Source organism: Ruegeria sp. ABM4_193, from assembly GCF_056158705.1.
Map to the genome: position 1 here is coordinate 77,842 of NZ_JBSWTT010000004.1, position 19,656 is coordinate 97,497.

Below are 19,656 nucleotides of genomic sequence, written 5' to 3' on the forward strand. Positions count from 1 at the left end.
GTGGTTTGATTTATTGGCGTATAATTGCATATTCAAGAAGCCCAATTGGTACAAAACTCGCAACGCACTGAGGGTTACGTGTTATCAGTAAATTGGTTGATTGAAGGATGTTTCATTTAGTTGGGTAGTCAGGGCATATATACCTTCCATTGAACAATCATCGACTACTGTGTTTTTATGAGTTTGAATAAGACGTGATGGTGTTGCGCCTTTTAATATTTCTCATTGTTCTGGCTTCCATTGTGCTGGCTGGTCGGGATGTTGCGGAATCACTAGCGGAAAAGGTCGCTCTGGCGGACGGTGCATCGCCCTATTTTGTCGCAAGTGACGCTCTGTTTCTTTATGTCTGGGTTCCGCTGGTCGCGATATCGGCTTCGATGCTATTTGTGGCTCCCGGTCTGTTCTTGATGTGGGGAGTTGCCGCGTCTGGGGACCGTTTTGAGCACTGCTTACTCAAGGGGTTTACGCTGTCTTTGTTTGGTGTGCCTGCTTTTGCAGCCGCCCTGCAGGCAGTCAGTGGCATTCCGATGGTTGGGACGGCTTTCATTTGTCTAATTGTTCTACTCTGCCTGCCCGGCATTGGCCTGATCGCTGCCCGACCCTGTCCGGCTATCCTTCAGGGCAGGTGGTGGGATTTAGCAGGTATGATCCTGCTGCCGCTTGGAGTGTTGATTTTGATGAGTCCCAAATTCTATTGGGAGGCACTAAACGATGACGGGGCGCACAGCTTTCTGAACGCAATACTGTTCATGACCCGTGGTTCACCCTTCTGGCCGCCGGAAGCAGGAGGACTAGGAGGCTACCCAACCCCCAAGATGATGACGGAAACCTTCCTGCAAACCGGGTTTATGAGGTTCTTTGGGGGCCATGAAGTCTCTATCCGTCTCGCATATTTACCAGGGGTTTCGGTCCTATTTGGGGTGATGCTGTCCTTTGTTCGCGACTCCGAAGGGCGTACTGACCCACGGACCGTTTTAGGGTTGGGAGCGGCCCTACTGTTGTTTTCCTTCGTGATGGCGTTCAACCCGTCCTATAATCCGTATTTTGCTGATATCGCCTTGCCCATGACCCGCGAACCGATGATTTTGCTGGGGGTACTGGGCTATATCCTGTTCTTTACCGAGCGGAGATTTGGCTGGATGGCGGTTGTGTCCACGCTGGCGTTGCTGACCGCGCCGAACGGTATTCTGCTGATTGGTTTCTTCCTGATTTCCTATTTCCTGCTGACCCGGCCTTTGCCGTTCCGGCAGGTGATCGCCGGAGGAGTGATCGCCGTTGGCGTCGTGATCCTGGCATCGCTGCTTGAAATGGGGCTGCGGTCGTCGGGGCTGACAGGTGTGTCCAGCGAGTTCAACACGGGCAGCATCCTGCGCCGCCTGCGGTACGTCACGATCTTTGATACCGGACGGTTCCTGTTCTGGCTGCTGCCCTGCGGAATATTGCCCGGTCTCGCATTGCTGGCGTGGCGCTGGCAGGACAAGCTGTCCAAAGCCCTGACCCTGACCGTTATCGCCTATGTTCTGTTTTTCTATGTTCAGGCCTACCGCATCCTTCCGCATCATTTCGCACCCGCCGCAGTCATTCCGCTGATCGTTTTCTGGCGCCTGCGCCCGGTTCAGGCTGCGCCTGCACCGGCGCTGGTCTGCGCTCTGGCCGGAGTGATGGTCAGCACCTGGATCAGTTGGCCGGAATCATTGCGTCCGTTTACCCTGACGCGGGACTTGGGGCATCGCATTGCCATTGAAACCGAGACCGCCCCGTTTCCTGATCTGGACGAGATTCGTATCGTCCAAGCGCTGATTGATGAAGCCTTCCCGCCGATCTGGACACGGGCCGAGCTTGAAAACCGCTATATGGCCGGTGGGCTTTCGGTTTATGTACATGCCGGAATGCCTGCGCCGGACAACACCGTCGCGGACTATTTCATCCGCGCCGCATCCGAACCTCTGCAAGACGGAGAGGTCATGATCGGCGATGTGGTCGAAGATCGGATCCTGGTGGCGCGTGATCGGGCTGCTTACGAAAGCGACCTTGGGAACACCGACGTTCCGATCAGCATTGCGCGTGTCTATCACGTGCCATTTGACATAATTTTTGGACGTGGAACGCGCGAAACGCTGTACCCGGTGTGGGATATCGCGAAAATTGCAGGGTTAAGGTAGCCGATGTCAGTGCAACAATGTTTTTGCCCGAAAAGCCGAAAGCGGGCGGTTAAGTGGAGAACTTTATGAAGCAGAATCTCACCAAGCTGGTTGAAACCTATCCACTCCTCCAGAAGCCAGCCTATTTCGCTTATATCGGTGTGGTTAGCACCCGGAATTTCAGCCGCCGATTTGCCATGAACAATCTTGGTTACATGCCCAAGCAGGTGTCGGACCGTGGGCAGGACATGTGGGTGATCAACGAAGTCTATAACGGCAAGCGCAACGGATTTTTTGTCGAACTGGGTGCTGCCGACGGGTTTTCCGATTCCAACACCTTTGCCCTGGAAAAGCATTATGGCTGGACCGGACTGTTGATCGAGCCCAATCCGGTCAACTACAACAAGATCATCAATTGGCATCATCGTTCGGCCACGCCAGTCCCGCTAGCCGTCGACCCAGAACCTGGCCAACTGGAATTCATGATCGACGGCCAGCGCAGCAGCCTGCTGGTGGATGAAGCCGACAACATGACCGAGCGCCGCGCCGCGAAACTGGCCAAGTTCCGCGAGAAGGGCAAGGTTGTCACTGTAGAAGCTGTGCCTCTGGATGAGGTGTTCGACCGCTATGACGCGCCAAAGGATATCGACTATTTCAGCCTGGATGTAGAAGGGTCTGAGACACGGATCTTGCGCAATTTCCCGTTCGACAAGTACCGCTTCCTGGCGATGACAATCGAACGCCCGACGCCCGAGCTTAACGAGTTGCTGTTTGCCAATGGGTATCACTTTGTACGCAATTCGCTTTACGACACGTTCTATGTGCACGAAAGCAACCCGCGTTTCGATCAGATCGAGAAACTGCCGTTCGAGCAGTTGCCTGCTAAGCAGTTCTGATCCCGGCCCGATTAATCAGCCATGTCACGCGATCTGTCAGTTTCGCGTGACGCGCAGTTTCTGCTTTTGCCCCAGTACGTGATATTCGAATAGGCACCAGACATAGACGGTGGCGGAATAAACGTAATAGACCTGATGGTAGAGCAGGCATTTGAATGCAAACCATGGCCCGCCATGTCCGGCCATGGCGCGCACCAGATCCAGATTGGCGACCAGGGCTGCCGCCAGCAATAGCGGGGGCAGGGGCCAGGTCCCCGGCCAGAACGGCAGGGCCAGAAGCGACAGCAGCAACAGCCCCGCAATTGCGGCCCGCGCCCGCTCGGCCATCGACGTATTCAGGTCATCCGTCAGCCCCTCGCGTGAGATCATCAGCCGGGCCCAGGGCAGCGCGCGACAGAATATATCCGTGCTCAGACTGTTGCGGATGGTCCAGACTTTCAGATGTTTGCCCTGCAATTGCGGCTCGACCAGGATACGTCTGCCGGTGGCCGCGATCCGGTAGCCCAACTCGATATCCTCAATCGAGGGGACCTCATAGGTTTTGACATCAAAGCCACCGACTTCAAGAAACACGTCGCGCCGGATGGCACCACACCCGGCCCAGAAGGTGCGCGCCTCGCGGCGGGCACGCTGATGGTGATAGCGGTGCAGAAGGTTCTTGTAACGTGAAAACCATGACTGCCCGTCCGGGGCATCGTCATAAGATCCGAACATGGCCCCGACATTATCCTCGGACATAGCGCGACGGATATGCTCGGGCCCGTCCGGCCATGCGATGACATCGGAATCCACAAACCACAAGATATCGCCGGTGGCGTGCTGGGCGGCCAGATTGCGTGCAGCGCCGGGGCCGCCATTGACGGGTGTGGTCAGCACGGTTGCGCCCATGTCGCGCGCCAGTGCGGCCGTGCCGTCGGAGGATTGGTCATCCACCACCAGCACCTGCTGCACCTGATCAGCCTTCAGCATATCAAGAAGGGGCGGCAGGACACGGGGCAACAGATGTTCGGCGTTGTAAGCGGGCATTACCACGCTGATGGAAGGGGGTTGACCTGAACTCACGAAGGGTCTCCGGGCATGATACGCGAAGCGCCTGAGCGCTGAACAAGGAAAAGAAAGGCTGCCGTAAAGGGCAATAACCACATCACACGCGCGCCGTAACGATCTGCGGGTTGCGACACCCCCCCACAAACTAGCGCGTTGACCGCGATCCCGATCAGGATGAAGAGTGCAAACAGCTTCAGCGGAGGCGCAACCCGTCCGGGCCATAGCAACAATGCGATCACGGATGCCGCAGAAACCAGGTAAATCGCCGAATGAATGAAATTCGCAGATCTAAGCCAAGACTGATCGCGCGTTAACACCACGTTGTTCAGTACTCCAAGTCTTTCCTCGGGCAGGCCGGATAGCGATTTGGCATTGTTAATGACTGCCTTATTCGGAATAGTCATTTTAATGCTGTTCATCCCAAGCTGTGTCATCGCGTTTTGACTCAAGGCGAATATTGTTCCGAACGGTCGCGCCGCGAGTACCCGCAGAAAGAAAGCCCGCTGTTCTGCAGCGACAGCCTGTTGATCGTCGACAGACATCAACCGGAATGATCCAAGCCGCTCGGATTGTTCGAAAATGATGTGAGTAGCGGTCATCCGATACGGATCGTCAGACCAGGATAGCGCTTCATGTAGAGCACAGGTCGCCAGATCGGATTGAGGACAAACGTCGTCTAGGTAGGCTAGACCGGGGCCATCAACGATCAATCGTGCTGTGATGTAAGGTGTATAAACCACCTCTTTTCTCGCCACGGTTTCGGTCGCGAACTCAAATGTTTTACGCTCGACTATTCCCAGTACAACAATGCCTACGGTGAACCCCACTGCGAGCCATCGTCCCTGACCGATGTGCAGTAAGCATATCATCAAGACAAAGGGCACCATCAGCACTGCGATGCCCAGATGAGACGGGTGCAGCGTCACGGCAAATGCTGCCAGTACCATAGCACCCAGCCACTCCACCCAATGCATGTGGCGGCCTGCAGCCGTAGCTGCCGCAATCAGAATCAACATGATTGATGCAAAAATATCCGGCATGACATAGGCAATGTAAAATGGCAACGAGGTGGTCGCACCTGCCAACAACGGAATTGTCACCAGCTTCAGTGTGCCATGCCCGGTCTGACCAGCACGCTGTAGCACACGCATTGCCAGCCAGACGGCAAGTAGCAGCGTGGCCATATGTACGCCAACAACACCTGCCAGTGCATCAACCCGCCAGAATGCCGCAACCAGAAGCGCATAGACGATAGAACGTGACCCGCCCGTTGTCTCATCCGCTTTACCGGGTGCATTCTGCTGGCCATTTCTTGTCACGCCCCCCGCATCCGCCGTTTCCGGTGTGGGCAGGATCATCGACAGCGCCGCATCGCCTTGCCGGAAATAGCTTCCAGTATCAAAATAATAAAGTGGGCCACGGTTGATTGCTAGGATCGCCAGACAGACGATTACTGTCGCTGCAAGCAGCAGAAATGCCCTGAACCGTCTGGGCAATCTTCCAGAGAATTCATGCGCGTTCATTGCTGCCCTACAACTCCATAACAACCATAGCCGCGTGCTGAAAACATGTGACCGCTACTATCAACTTTTCCTTTAGAAGCCCTTCGGAAACCATACACCCTTTATCCTGTTTGCTTCGGTGTTGATGTCGATCCAGCGTGCTTTTTTGCTGCTGTTTTCTGGTCAAAGCCCATTCACATCACCTCCTTTTTAATAGGCGTGTACAGCAAACAAAAAGCCAGTCAGTAAATTTAGATCAAGAACGTGTGCCTGAACTTCGTTTAACAACACGTCAACGCTACACGAATCTTTAGCCTCTTCTAATGACAAAGCCTCCCCGTCTTTCAATTTTGTGCTTATTTCACTGCAAGCGCGATTTACAAGCTTTTCTCAAGTACAATATGCCAATTGTTAGCGTCATTGTTTCCAACCTTGTGTGGCGTGCTTGTTACTGAACGCAGCAGGTACGCTCGCATCTCTGCATCAGAATCAAATCTATGGACGTAGACCTCGCCCGCAGAATCGACCGGGTTTAATGAAAGCTTCGCCAAGATTTGGACGCAATAAGTTCACGAATAGGAAACAAACCTTGGATTGTAGTAGTATTATTCTGGATGGAACGCCGCGTTGCCACAAAAAAGCCAGAATCATCCAAAAAAGTCTTCGTAATCATATGTAAGTGAAGTATTAATATTGTCGGTAGGTCATGTGTGACTTCTGCATGTTCGAAGATATGTAAAAAGTAGGGTGGGAATTTGATGCTAAAATCCTTCAAAATAGTGGTGGCGGCTCTTGCTGCGGTTGTAACAATGGCCGGTTCAGCTAGTGCGCTGACCTCGGTATCCGCTGGTGGTAGCTATGACATCACGTCCGATAATTCTTTTGTAGGCAACGTCATCGTTGACACGTCGCAACCCGGTGGAACAGGACCAGGTACGTATACAGTCAACTTTACATCGCCCCTGACACCGCTGCTTGGCAAGGCGAATGCATCAGTAACAATGATTGTGTCGAACGCGTTTACCGGTCTAAGCATGAGTTGGGTCGATGTTGCTACGAACAGCATTGTTTCCACGGCTGCTGTCCTTAATGGCGTAACAAGACTTAATACGACCTTCACTGCCGCAAACACTCAGGGTCAGGATCTCGTGTTCTCTTGGGCTGCTGTCAAAAATACTCAGGGTAATGTAGGCTTTGACTTTGACGTGTCTGCCGTTCCATTGCCTGCTGGTGGTCTGCTGCTTCTGACCGCGTTGGGTGGTTTGGCAGTAGCACGCCGCCGCAAGACGGCTTGATTACATAAATAGCCCTACGACTTTTGACGAGGGACCGTTTTGCGGTCCCTTTTCTTTTGGACCGATTAGATCGTGCCACCTGTTGCTTGGCGCAACATCCAAATCATCCGCTGGCATCTGAGACGGAACAACGTTGTGATTGCTAGGAAAACCTCACTGGCCGAAGCAAGCTTGCCACTGGAGATGACTTTAGGCGTATGTATGATCGCGCTCGCGGGCATGGCCAGCCCACGGATCATCCATCGCAAACGTGCGGCCATCCCATTTCCATTTAACTGGTACGCTTCCTGTGTCGTCCGCCGCCATTTGGCTTTTAGTGCAGGCCAATCCTGCCTTGAGGGATGACTGACTCGAAATGTATCTTCGTAGATCAGGCTGTAACCTCGGGCCACCGCCCGCATGGTCCATTCCCGATCTTCGGACACGCCATTGATGAAGCCGCCGATCGTATCGAAGACATCACGCCGCGTAAGTAGGTTGCCTGCGCCAGAAAAGCCCTGGACCTCGATATATTGGCGAAAGTTGAAAGCAAACACTGCTTCAAATGCTTCGGCCCCGCTGCGCGGCGCCGGCGTTTCATCAAACACATCGACTCGCCCACCAATCATATCGGCCCGATCAGAAATTGAGCGACCAACCGTCAACCAGTCAGACGCCGGTACGCAATCGGCATCGATAAAAAACAAGCGCTGTGCCGTGGTTTCAGCAACGCCGCGATTGCGGGCATGGGCCGCACCCTTTTGAGGTTCCACCACGAACCGCACCTCGGGAAAAAGCTGCTGAATATCCTTCAGGGAAACTGGCGACGCATTGTCAACGACGACGACTTCTGTATCCGTCAAATCATTTTCTTTGAGGGCGGACAGGCAGCGCGCCAGCCTAGGCAGATCGTTATAATGAGGAATGATAACTGCATCTGCAGAAAACTGATCAATAGGAGCCGTACTCATTGCCAAAAGCTCCGCTGATATAACGGCATTTGTTTAGAACAATCCCCATGACCTTTGTAAGTTCCGCAAGCTGCTGCTCGGCGACATCAATATGATCAATGCTTGTCTCTTCGGCCGCTGCCAGAAGCAGCGCGCAATCAACATTTCGCAGGAACCCATGACTGTCATCACTTGCCATTAGCGGAGGCGTGTCGAAGAGAATGATATCGGGTTTATATTCCGCTTCAAGCTGCTCAAGCATCTCGATTGTCCGACGACTTTGTAAGATTTCTGCTGGGTGGCGCGTCGGAGAATAGTTTAGCCCAAAAATCACATTATTGCCGTGGCGTAATGCGTGCTCGTGGAACGGCACTTTTCCTTGAATCACGTCAGCCATATTGTGCGGACCGGTCTGTTTTAAAATTTCGGACAGTCCCATGCGGCGCATGTCAAAATCGATTACAATCGTGCGTAAATCTTCCTGACGCCCCAGACTGAAGGCTAAGTTCGCCGCCGCTGTGCTCTTACCGCATCCGCTATAAGGAGAGGTTAGCGCCACACGGCGCCACCCATTGGATAAAATCTGCTGCAGCATCTTGGTTCGCAGCATGTCATAGGGCGTAGCAGCAGGCCCAGCATGATATGACATCAGGCGGCTGCGTGATATAAGGCGTGATTCAATTTTGATCTCTGGCACAGCCAGCCAGATATCTTCATCAGCTTTCCCCTCGGGAACATGACGCTGCTCGCCAGTCAACGGCAAAGGTTGTGGCTGACGACTGTCGCGCGCCTCACGGGCTTTCTGAATCGCCTGTTGAAGACGGTCCACTATACCCTCCCTGACTTAATGAGAACGGAAATCACCAATAAACCTCCAACTTGTTGATTAACTGATCCGCAATCAGATCCAAAGGCAGATAATAAGTATGCAACGCCCACACCCCTGCCGGCACTCCAATCATAATCGCCAGAATTACCACCCCCCAAGCAATTCGTTGCCTTATCACTTCGCCCCGAGACCGAACGTATGGAATGGTTGCGATCGGCCAGACATTCAGTTTGTTGATTAGGTCTTCCGGTCGACGCGCCGCCCGGTTCAAGAGCTCCAGCAAAACAACAAGTCCCAGACCCATCATTATACCCGCGGCTGTACCGCCACCCGCAATCATCAATCGATCCGGTTTGCTCGGCGCGCTCGGGACGGAAGGATGTTCTATTACCGAAATACGCTGCCCCTGTGAAGTGACCTCAATGCGCTCCCCGGTCGAGGCCGATGCAAGGCGGCTGACGGCAGTATTGTATTGAGCTTGGATATTGGCGTGATCCCGTTGCAGTTCAGCCAGCGTGATTGCGTTGGCGGGAGTTTGATCGATGGTCAGCGTCACCTTTTCCAAGCGCTCTTCGGTAACTGCACGCTGGTCTTCGAGGGCTGCAATTTGTGAATCGATCTGAGCCAGTTGAAGGTCGAGCGTAGAATTGCCAGTTTGGGTGCTAGCTGACGCTGCGCTAGTGGCTTGCTCTGCTGCGACAATTTCTTCCAGGCTGCTAATCCGGCCACGCAAAAATCTGATCTGCGGGCTAGTTTCGGAATAAATCCCTCGTTGTGTGTCAAGCTGATTACGTAATTGGCTCAATTGTTGTTGAGCCTGTGTTTGAGGCTGTTGTCCTGCGGTCGTAATCTGACCTGTTGTTCTATAAATTTCCAACAGCTTTTCGCGTTGGGTCTGAAGAGTGAAAATCTGTTGATCAGTTTGCTGAAGGCTGGTCTGCAACGACCCCTGCTGGGCCATGCGGAATTGCAAACTGGTGGGCAGAGCGTCCGAGTTCTCATTCTGAAACTGAAGAATACTCGCACTGCGTTTGTCGAGTTCATCTCCCAGACGTTCAACTTCTTGCTCAAAGAACTCCAATGTATCTGAAGCCCGATCCTTGCGGTAAGAAACATCAAGCTTCTGGATTTCAGTCAGATACTCATTCAGAACACCAGCCGCAATCTGGCCAGTTCGACCTTCAAATGTAATGGTCATCAAATTGGCCTGATTGCGACCCGCAGCGATACGAATCCGTGTCTTTGAGCGCAATTCGTTTATAATTTCATCAGGACTAACATTTTCCTGATCCGGCAAGACGGCAAACTTCCGTGAAATGTCCAGAAGAACCGGCCGTGTCAACAGGCGTTGTTCAATAATCTGTAGCTGTTCAAACGCGGGCGTGTTGACCGTACTGGCGGCAAGATTTCCCGGAATTTGTGGAGATTCAACGATTAGCCGCATATTAGAAACATAAGTCGGCGGCAAGGTCATCGCCACCGAGATCGAAACCGCTGAAACAATTGTTGCGACAATCAGGAAGTACGGAAGTCGTCTCAGAAAAATGGAGAAGTAATAACGAACAGGGCTCATGTCAGACTATCAGCTCCTTCTCGAGTGAATTTCCTCCAAAGAACACACCGTCATCGATCACTTGATTTACAACTCCCGCATCAACTCTTTCCGCCTCATTGGTCCAAGCGTAGAGCAGGGCGAAATCGCAAAACTGATTTACCAGGCGAGGAACACCGCGGGTCTGCTGAAAGATCAGCTCGCAGGCTTCTTTTGAAAACTCGCCGCCCGAACCGCCAGCCGTTTTCATCCTGTGCCCAATATAAGCTTCAACAGACGCTTCATCCATCCGCTCCAGATGAAAACTTGCGGCCACACGCTGCGTTAGCTGGCGCATCTTAGGGTCCAGAACCATGTCGCGTAATTCAGGCTGGCCAACCAGAACAAGCTGAATCAGCTCATCCGTGTTTGCATTGATATTGGTCAGCATGCGGATTTCTTCCAAACCTTCGACGGTCAGGTTCTGCGCTTCGTCGAAAATCAAAACCACACGCCGCCCTTCCGCATATTCCGCGACGAGGAAATCCTGTAATTCCCGGAACAGCTGTACATAGGGGGCGTCGTTGTCGATTGGCAGGCCTAAAGCATGCAGGACCCATTGTAACAGCTCTCCTCGACCGCCTTGCGCATTCGAGATCAGCCCTACGGTGATCGAATCTTCCATTTCACTGAGAAGATGCTGAACCAGGGTTGTTTTTCCGGCCCCGATCTCACCCGTCAGCACTGTGATTGGTGCGCAGCTCATTATGCCGAACTGCAGCACCGAATAGCCGCGCTTGTGCAGCGGTGACCAGTACATAAACCCAGGATCTGGAAGCAGTGTGAAGGGCCGCTGGTTGAGCCCGAAATAATCTAGATAAAACCCGTCACTGGACGCCATTGCACCTCGGTTACCTTCTGCCTTGTCAAACCTTGCACCAGCCCTCTGGAGATTATCTGAACTCATACTCTGAACCACCAGAAATCCTTCACATAAAGAACACGTCACATAAACAAAAAGTACTTGGGTACGACTTTGCCACAAAATCAAGATAGCAGGCACCACTAAACTGCGCACGCGGTGAATTGACCTGCCTTCCCCCTCAATCAGAAGTATTTCCAGCAATTGTTTCCACCTACACCTTTAGAAAAAGGCCCGACGAAGGAGCCGCAGAAATCTGGCCTGAGCACGGGAAAAAGGCCTCGGAGAGCCCAATTTCAGACTCAAAAGCACAAAATTTCATCGATTGTTACCGGAGAAGAAACGATAGTTCGGTAACTTTTAACAGATCAGTCAGGCAAAGTTTCACGATACCGTCAGAAAATGCTTGTATTCAGTGACTCTGAGGTGTGCGTGTCCGCATTATTGTTTTGCAAGCCAACCTGAATTTGTTAACACTTGGTTACGGGAAAGTGACCCCGCGAGTGAGTAAGCGCAGGGTCGAAGTGACATAAAAATACAAGACTTTTAGTATATGTAGTTGAGGTTGAGCGTGTTCTGTTCCTGAGTTTGGTAAGTGGTTCGTGAGTATTAGTGTGTGTTGGGGGTTTAAATAGTGACAAGTCATTCGAAAGACGTGGCCGACGCTGGCGCGGGCTACTCTAGCATCTCTGTTATGCCAACCTCAGTGCAATATTCGGGGTTCTACAGGGGTGCCGGAAAACGCATCTTTGATGTTGCGTTTGCATTGCTCGCAGCACCGTTCGTCATTCCGATGATTACGCTTTTGGCCGTATTTCTGGCCTTTCAGGGCGTGACGCCGTTTTATCGGCAGAAGCGCGTTGGCAAGAACGGCAAGATTTTCAAAATGCTGAAAATCCGCACAATGGTGCATGACGCTGATGCGGTACTTCAGAAGTATCTGGATGCCAATCCCGAAGCGCGTGAAGAGTGGAGCCGAAACCAGAAACTGCGCAATGACCCACGCATCATCAAGTTCGGTACTTTTCTGCGCAAAACCTCGATGGATGAACTGCCGCAGTTCTGGAATGTCCTAGTGGGCGATATGTCGATGGTCGGCCCACGCCCGATGATGGTGAACCAGCAGCATCTATATCCCGGAAAATTTTACTACTCTATGCGGCCGGGCCTGTCGGGGCTATGGCAGGTGTCCAAACGCAATCAATCCTCATTCGCCGATCGCGCATATCACGATACTGAATACTGGAAGTGCATGTCATTTGGTACAGATATCACCATTGTGGTTCGGACCTTCTCAGTTGTTCTGCGTGGCACCGGCTGCTGAGGCCCGGGCACGCAACCGGACGTGTTCGATGATTGCGTGCCTTTCGTAGTTACGTTGGAGCACAGCAATGAGCAAAACCAGAACCTCAATCAGCAAAAAACTAGCAGTGACCTGCCTTGCCCTAACCTTGTTTCTAAGCGCATGCGACACGGCAGAAGAACGGGCAGAGGCGCATTTCCAAGCCGGTTTAGCGCATCTGGAAGCTGGTGATGTGGAACGCGCGCTGATTGAATTTAAAAACGTCTTTAAGCTGAATGGTCAGCATAAGGAAGCCCGGCTAACCTTTGCACGAGTGCAGCGGGAAAGGGGCAATATATCAGCCGCCTACGGTCAGTATCTGCGGCTGGTGGAGCAGTATCCAGATAACCTTGAAGGGCAGCGCAGCCTTGCCGAAATGGCTCTAGCATTGGGTAATTGGGAAGATGTCCGGCGTTTCGCCTCAGTGGCCGCCGAGTTGGCCCCAGACGATGTCGGAATCAAATCCATTAATAATACGCTGGCCTATACAGATGCGGTCAGAAACGGCGACACTGTCGGCGTGGACTTCACCGTTGATACAGCCCGCAAAATGGTTGGGGCCGATCCAGCACTGATTACCGCGCGGCAAGTCGTGATCGATCACCTAATCCGCGATCAGGATTGGACGGGTGTGCTTGAAGAAACAGGGGCTGCTCTGTCCATAGCTCCAGACCAAGAAAGCCTTTACGGGATTCGACTTCGTGCCCTGCAAGAGCTTGACAAAAAAACCGAAATTGAAGAACTGCTCAAGCGGATGGCCGTGATATTCCCAGACGATCAAGGCGTCGAACAGATGCTGGTGCAGCATTACATAGATGAGGACAATCTAGACGCAGCCGAACAGATGCTGCGTGCCAAGGTCAATGTGCAGGGCGAAGACCATATGCCGACGCAGAGGCTGGTCGCGTTTCTGGAAGAGTACCGCAGCATCACAGCGGCGATTGCCGAAATGGACACAATCATCGCACAGGGTGGACCCAACATTCCCCGGTTTCGGACAGCACTGGCAGCTCTAAAATTTCGTTCCGGTGATAAAGATGCCGCGATCGATGAGATGCGGGAGTTACTTGAAAACGCTGAAAGAACCACCCAAACCCGTGAGAATGAAGTCGAGTTTGCCAGAATCCTGTTTCAGGCGGGCGAATCTGACGAGGCGCGCGCTCTGATTGAAAAGATCCTCGCAGAAGATTCCACCCAGGTGGATGCTATTAAATTCAAAGCCTCCTGGCTGATCGAAGAAGATAATACCGGCGATGCCATTCTGTATTTGCGCGAAGCACTTGGCCAAGCACCGCGCGATTCTCAGCTAATGATCCTTATGGCCCAAGCCCATGAGCGCAATGGAGACCGACAGCTTATGGGTGAAATGCTAGCACTGGCGACAGAAGTATCTCAGAACGCGCCGGAGGAGACACTGCAGTATGCCCGGTTCCTGATTGTCGAAAGAGATGAGGCAATTGCGGAACGCGTTCTACTTGATGCGCTCCGCCAAGCCCCGGAAGAGCCCGAACTCCTGTTCTTGCTGGGTGAAGTTTACCTGAACATTCAAGATTGGGATCGCATGGATACCGTACAGCGGTCAATCCGCGAGCTGGACACTCCCGAAGCCCGCCGTTTGGCTAATGAACTCAAGGCGCAAATGCTCGCAGCTCAGGATCGGATCAGCGATCTTACGACTCTATTAAACGAACTGGCAAATGATCCCGAATTCGGCTTGCCAGCTGATATTGCGCTTATCCGCACGATGTTGACACTGGGACAAACCAATGCCGCGTTCGCTCGTATTGATGAACTACTTGAAAGAAACCCCGGCTCGCTGCAGGTACGCCTGATCAAGGCCAATGCTTTAGCAAATCAAGATAAACTCGATGAAGCCGAACAGCTCTATCGCGCGATCCTTGAGGATGCACCGTCTACTACGCGAGCGTGGCTGTCGCTGCACATGCTGGCGAACAGACAGAACGAACACGAAAAGGCGCGTGACATCTTGAATGAGGCACTGGATACACTGCCCGAAAACCCCGATCTCCTAATGCTGCAGGCCGCAGATTACGAACGCGCCGGAAAACTGGACCAAGCTATTGCGGTCTATGAAAAGCTTTATCCGCTAAGCAACCGCTCTCTGGTCGTCGCCAATAACTTGGCAAGTCTGCTGACAACGCATCGCAGCGATGAGGAAAGCCTTCAGCGTGCCTATGTCATAGCCCGACGCCTCCAAGGGACTCGCAACCCCGCATTCCAGGACACCTACGGCTGGATCGCCTATCGGTTGGGAAATTATGAAAAGGCGGTGATATACCTTAAATCCGCAGCGCAAGCGATACCTGATCACCCACAGGTTCTTTATCATCTTGGCAAGGCCTATGCCGCCGTTGACAGGCGGGAGGACGCTTTACGTGCGTACAGGGCGGCGCAAGCAACAGGCATTACACTTGAAGTTTCACCTTCACTAGAAACTGAAATTGAAAAGGTCAGTGTCGCAGAAAACCCGGGGCAATAACATCCCGACGCGGTTTCCGCTGCAATTCTGCCGCACACCACGGGCTCCGGAAACACAACTAATTGTTTTACACACTAGAAACCGGCATAAAGAAAAAAAGTGAGAGATTTGAATATGCGGACGGTAATCGGAACTATAGTCACTCTTGTGATTTCCTTGGTAGTCGCAACCAGTGCCTCAGCACAAAACTACCAAATTCAACCGGGTGATGCGCTTCAGGTAGAGGTTCTAGAAGATCCCACCCTTAACCGCACTGTTTTGGTCCTGCCGGATGGTTCCATCAATTTCCCTCTTGCCGGATCGCTTCGAGCTGCAGGCCAATCCACCACGGGGCTAAGTTCATCTCTGTCGTCGGCGTTGGCATCCAACTTCAATGCACCACCAACTGTTTTTATCTCTATCGCATCGCTCGCGCCATCGCTGATTCCAGGTGCGGCTGGCGTGACGGGACCGACGATTGACATCTTTATAATGGGAGAGGTCAATGTGCCCGGCAAGTATCTCGCGGCCGAAGGCACAACCATCTTACAGGTTTTGGCGCAGGCCGGCGGCCTGACCAATTTCGCAGCTCGTAAGCGAATTGAATTGCGTCGGGCTGACAGTAAAACAGGCGTGATGAACAAATATACTTATAACTATAACGGCTCGGGCAGTGGCATCAGAGGCAATACAGTGCTGAAAACTGGAGACGTCGTTGTAGTACCATCCCGCCGCTTGTTTGAATAGGGCTGATACAGGTGGGGAAATCCAAATTCAGGCTGTTTACCGCATTGGGCGGCGGGCTTATCCTTGTTGCTTCGCTAACGCCGGCATCCGGACAGCAAACTACTGCGCAACAAACTACGGCTCCGTCTTCGCGTGTCACGCAAACACCCAGCCAGCAACTCATTTCGCAACAAGCCCAAAGAAACCCCGCCCGACGGGTCGGGCAGACCGGTCAACAAATTGGCACAGGAACCGGGCTAAGCGTTACATTGGATTTCCTTTCCTCACTCAGGCATGATGATAACCTGCGTCTGACTGACCCATCGCTTGGCTCCACCACATGGTGGGAAAATACGCTGGCTTTGGGGGTTGTGAACCAGACATCGGATTCGACACTGACATTCGACCTGTCTGGGCTATACCGAATAGCCAATGAGCCGATTATCGGGACAGATGCCGATTTTGCAGATCCATTTTCACTGCTGACCTATCAACGGACCCGCGCCAACAGCCAACTGAGCTTGCTTGCAGAGTATCGTGAGAGAGATTTAGCCTTTAACCGGTCGCTGACCGACATCAACTTGGATGGTGTCATTGACGCCTCCGACGTAATCGGCACGATAGGCGATCAGGTCAATACCCGCGGAAATCTGGATTGGCAAACCGGTCTGAACGATCCCCTGGGTTTCCGGTTCGTCTACAACCACCGCGAACGCAGCTATACGAACACAATCGATCCGAACTTGTTCGACAACAGGGCTGATGATTACAACGCAACAGTATTAATGCAGATTTCGCCGGTTTTTCAGGGGAACGTGAATGTTAACTACAGAGAATTTGTAGCCGATGACAATGCACTGACCGACCGAAAAACGACGGTCGTGTCGACAGGCGGTACATACAACATCTCTTCCATCACGACACTTAGTGCAAATGTTGGCTACAGCCAAGTCGACGACACACAACGCGCGACCAATACAAATAATGTAACAGAAAGCTTTGTTTGGAGCTTTGCATGGAACAAAACGCTGCCAGATGGGACCGCAGATGTTCAGTTTGACCAGACCTTCGGCGTCAACGGAACCAGAATCAACGCCACTTTTGGTCGAGGTTACCAACGAGCTAGCGGAACATTCGGATACAATATCGGGTTTACCCGGGGGCCATTTGACGAAGTCACTCCAATCGGACAGATTGACTACAGCTACCAGCTGGCCAGTTCTCGGATTGGGGCAACGATTCAACGCCGGGTAGGCACCAGCACTCAGAGTGTGGAAACTCGTCAAACAGTCGCCTTCCTGACATATGACTATCTCATCAACCCGCTCTCTGGCCTGTCTTTCAACCTCAGCTTCATCGACCAAGAAAATGAAGGGTCTGGCCCCGCTAACCCACGTCAGCGCGGCACGTTCAACGCCTCCTACACCCGAGCGATCACAAAGGACTGGGCGATGAACATAGGGTACCAATATGAGATGGATGATCAGAATGGCTTTAAGGCTTCTTCAAACGCAGTCTTCCTAACACTCGGGCGGCGTTTCACGCTCAAACCCTGAACCTCGCCAGGGCGATTTCCAATACCGAACAAATGCCACCAGAGAGCTTCTATTGTACCGGAATCCGTTCAAAATCTTGCGATCCGCAACCCACGTAATTCAAGATAAAACTTTATTATGCATGATGAGCAATGATGCATCGCCTCGATTCGAAAGATCGCTGTAGCAAAGTACCTGAGACGGCCCAAACTGCCCTGCCGACGATCAACGCAACGGGGCTGTTTTGGATTGTCCTACTGCTGCTGGGATCGATCCCAATCTTCTGGATTGGCATCGTGTCGCTTGGGGCTGCGTGGAGCACCCCGGAATACAGCCATGGACCACTGATTCCAATCATTTCGCTGTATCTTTTCCTACGTGAATTGCGGGATATGCCTCCACCCAATCCGGGCGTTCATGACCGCTGGCCCGGTATTCTGGTGATCACGGTTGCACTGGTCATAGCCGTTCTGGGCAATCTGGCCCGCATCCCCGATATCGTCACCTATGCTATGATCATCTGGACCGGTGGCGTTATGCTGACCGTATTCGGGTGGCAGCGGGGCAAATACCATCAGCTGCCCGTGCTACACCTAGTGTTCATGCTGCCTCTGCCGCAGTTCGTCTATTGGAAGCTCACGATCTTCCTGCAATGGATTTCATCCGAGCTGGGCGTGTGGTTCGTACAACTGGCCGGTGTTTCGGTCTTTATCGAAGGCAACATCATCGATCTGGGCGTCTACAAGCTGCAGGTGGCCGAGGCCTGTTCGGGCCTGCGTTACCTGTTCCCGATCCTCAGCTTCTCGTATCTCTTTGCCCTGCTCTACCGCGGTCCGATCTGGCACAAGGTGGTTCTGCTGGTCTCGGCCGCTCCGCTGACCGTGCTGATGAACTCGATCCGCATCGGTGTGATCGGAGTTCTGGTCAACCACCACGGCATCGAACATGCCGAAGGCTTCATGCATTTCTTCGAAGGCTGGATCATCTTCATACTTTGCGTGGCCATTCTGTTCCTGATGGCCATCGGGTTGCAGCGTCTGGCCCCTAACCCGCAGCCTTTTGCCGAAACAATCGATCTGGACACGCAGGGGCTGGGCACAGTTGCGTTGCGTATCTTTGGTATTCGCGCATCGGTGGCGCTGGCTGTCGCAGCCCTTCTGACGCTAGCGGTTTCAACCGCATGGACCTTGCGGCCCGCCTCGGAGGTAAAGCCAATCGAGCGTGACCCGTTTGTGCTTTATCCGCGTCAATTGGGCGACTGGTCGGGTTCACCCACCAGCCTTGATCCAAATGTCGAACGGACGCTGGGTGCCAGCGACTATCTTCATGCCACCTATATCGACAGCGGATCGGGCGATTTCGTGAACATGTTCGTGGCCTTCTACAACAAACAGACCGATGGTGACGGCATTCATTCGCCCGAGGTTTGCCTGCCAGTTGGCGGTTGGGAAATCTTCAGCCTGGAGCCTTATGAGATCAACCCGGGCGACACACCTTATGGCAGCTTCACCGTAAATCGCGCGGTGATCCAGAAAGAGCTGTCAAAACAGCTGGTCTATTACTGGTTCGAACAGCGCGGCAAACGTATGGTCAACGATTTCCGCGCCAAGTTGAGCGTTATCCAGGACGGTTTCACTATGGGCCGCACCGATGGTGCCTTGGTCCGCTTTGTGACCCCGATCCTGCCCGGTGAAACCGAAGCGGATGCGGATGCAAGGCTGCAGCGGTTCATGGAACCCAGCCTGAACCGCTTGCCGCAATTCGTGCCGTTCTAAGCCTTTGAAGTAGTGCGCAATATAATCCGAAAACCAGTTTTCACTTTTCGGATTGCGCTTTAGCCCTTCCAGATCCGCTTATACGCTGTAATTAGCGCGGGCACCTGATGGGGCCAGGCCATCTCGGCCTCGACCCTTGCACGCCCATAGCGGCCCATGGCAGCGCGGCGCTCGTCATCCGCCAGCAGTTCGGTGATCTTGTCGGCCATGTCCACTGGATCATTGGCCTTGGCATATAGCGAGGCCTCCTGCGCCGAGAACCGCCCTTCGGTCACGTCGAACTGAACGATGGGTTTCTCGAACGCCATGTATTCGAGAATCTTGTTCATGGTGGATTTGTCGTTCATCTCGTTCACCCGGTCCGGGTTCACGCAGACATCGGCGGTCGACAGGATTTCGAACAGATTCTGATCCGGCGCGCGGCCGGTGAAAGTGACATAGTCCGACAGGCCCATATCGAAGGATTGCTGCTTCAGCTTGTCCAGGCTGGGGCCGCCGCCCACAAGGCAGAACTGAATGTCGTCGCGCCCCTGAACCTGCACCAGATGCGCCACGGATTCCAGCAGCAGATCGATGCCTTCCTGATCGCCCATGACGCCGACATAGCCGACCATATATTTGCGCCCATTGCGCCAGTCCGGGTTCGGCGGCAGGTGCTGCAACCGGCTGAGATCGGGGCCTGAGCGGACGATAAACACATCCTCGGG

The 19,656-nt window shown here is 53.1% G+C and carries 15 protein-coding genes; 8 read left to right on the top strand and 7 right to left on the bottom strand.

The window, feature by feature from the left end; all coding sequences use genetic code 11:
* The first annotated feature begins 200 nt into the window (after positions 1 to 200).
* On the top strand, positions 201 to 2,162 hold the full coding sequence (locus ACXADZ_RS23000; protein WP_475200271.1) for a hypothetical protein: 1,962 nt from the start codon (positions 201 to 203) through the stop codon (positions 2,160 to 2,162).
* Positions 2,163 to 2,227: 65 nt separating this feature from the next.
* Positions 2,228 to 3,037, top strand: a complete 810-nt coding sequence (locus ACXADZ_RS23005) for an FkbM family methyltransferase (RefSeq protein WP_475200272.1) — start codon at positions 2,228 to 2,230, stop codon at positions 3,035 to 3,037.
* Positions 3,038 to 3,073: 36 nt separating this feature from the next.
* Here ACXADZ_RS23005 and ACXADZ_RS23010 read toward each other — a convergent pair whose 3' ends face one another.
* The gene (locus ACXADZ_RS23010; RefSeq protein WP_475200274.1) at positions 3,074 to 4,180 is read right to left on the bottom strand and encodes a glycosyltransferase family 2 protein; all 1,107 of its coding nucleotides are present in this window, start codon (positions 4,178 to 4,180) and stop codon (positions 3,074 to 3,076) included.
* A complete protein-coding gene (locus ACXADZ_RS23015) occupies positions 4,096 to 5,607 on the bottom strand; it encodes a hypothetical protein (protein ID WP_475200276.1) in 1,512 nt (503 codons plus the stop codon). The genes ACXADZ_RS23010 and ACXADZ_RS23015 overlap by 85 nt, the downstream gene beginning before the upstream one ends.
* Positions 5,608 to 6,344: 737 nt before the next feature.
* On the opposite strand from ACXADZ_RS23015, the gene ACXADZ_RS23020 reads away from it, so the two are divergent.
* The gene (locus ACXADZ_RS23020) at positions 6,345 to 6,881 is read left to right on the top strand and encodes a VPLPA-CTERM sorting domain-containing protein (RefSeq protein WP_475200279.1); all 537 of its coding nucleotides are present in this window, start codon (positions 6,345 to 6,347) and stop codon (positions 6,879 to 6,881) included.
* A gap of 65 nt (positions 6,882 to 6,946) precedes the next feature.
* On the opposite strand, the gene ACXADZ_RS23025 is transcribed toward ACXADZ_RS23020, so the two are convergent.
* The 4 genes from ACXADZ_RS23025 to ACXADZ_RS23040 are packed head-to-tail and all read right to left on the bottom strand — an operon-like array spanning position 6,947 to position 11,296.
* Positions 6,947 to 7,831: a glycosyltransferase family 2 protein gene (locus ACXADZ_RS23025; protein ID WP_475200280.1), complete on the bottom strand. Its 885-nt coding sequence runs from the start codon at positions 7,829 to 7,831 to the stop codon at positions 6,947 to 6,949.
* On the bottom strand, positions 7,812 to 8,639 hold the full coding sequence (locus ACXADZ_RS23030; RefSeq protein ID WP_475200284.1) for a CpsD/CapB family tyrosine-protein kinase: 828 nt from the start codon (positions 8,637 to 8,639) through the stop codon (positions 7,812 to 7,814). Before ACXADZ_RS23030 ends, ACXADZ_RS23025 begins: the two co-directional genes overlap by 20 nt.
* 31 nt (positions 8,640 to 8,670) lie before the next feature.
* Entirely contained in the window at positions 8,671 to 10,212 is a 1,542-nt protein-coding gene (locus ACXADZ_RS23035; protein ID WP_475200286.1) for a GumC family protein, read from the bottom strand.
* A gap of 1 nt (position 10,213) precedes the next feature.
* The gene (locus tag ACXADZ_RS23040; protein ID WP_475200288.1) at positions 10,214 to 11,296 is read right to left on the bottom strand and encodes an ExeA family protein; all 1,083 of its coding nucleotides are present in this window, start codon (positions 11,294 to 11,296) and stop codon (positions 10,214 to 10,216) included.
* Positions 11,297 to 11,726: 430 nt separating this feature from the next.
* Between ACXADZ_RS23040 and ACXADZ_RS23045 the strand changes: the two genes are divergently transcribed.
* The 5 genes from ACXADZ_RS23045 to xrtD all read left to right on the top strand — a co-directional run bounded on the left by ACXADZ_RS23045 (position 11,727) and on the right by xrtD (position 18,949).
* Positions 11,727 to 12,416, top strand: a complete 690-nt coding sequence (locus tag ACXADZ_RS23045; RefSeq protein WP_475200290.1) for a sugar transferase — start codon at positions 11,727 to 11,729, stop codon at positions 12,414 to 12,416.
* 67 nt (positions 12,417 to 12,483) lie between these two features.
* Positions 12,484 to 14,934 carry a tetratricopeptide repeat protein gene (locus ACXADZ_RS23050; RefSeq protein ID WP_475200292.1) on the top strand — a complete coding sequence of 817 codons (2,451 nt, stop codon included), beginning with the start codon at positions 12,484 to 12,486 and terminating at the stop codon, positions 14,932 to 14,934.
* Positions 14,935 to 15,048: 114 nt separating this feature from the next.
* Positions 15,049 to 15,660, top strand: coding sequence for a polysaccharide biosynthesis/export family protein (locus ACXADZ_RS23055; protein WP_475200294.1), 612 nt, complete (start codon positions 15,049 to 15,051; stop codon positions 15,658 to 15,660).
* Between the two features lie 350 nt (positions 15,661 to 16,010).
* Entirely contained in the window at positions 16,011 to 17,195 is a 1,185-nt protein-coding gene (locus ACXADZ_RS23060) for a hypothetical protein (RefSeq protein WP_475200297.1), read from the top strand.
* 134 nt (positions 17,196 to 17,329) lie between these two features.
* Positions 17,330 to 18,949, top strand: coding sequence for a VPLPA-CTERM-specific exosortase XrtD (gene xrtD, locus ACXADZ_RS23065; RefSeq protein WP_475200300.1), 1,620 nt, complete (start codon positions 17,330 to 17,332; stop codon positions 18,947 to 18,949).
* Positions 18,950 to 19,008: 59 nt separating this feature from the next.
* Here the strand turns inward: xrtD and ACXADZ_RS23070 are convergent.
* Positions 19,009 to 19,656, bottom strand: a 648-nt coding sequence (locus ACXADZ_RS23070; RefSeq protein ID WP_475200303.1) for a glycosyltransferase, incomplete at its 5' end; no start/stop codon positions are given.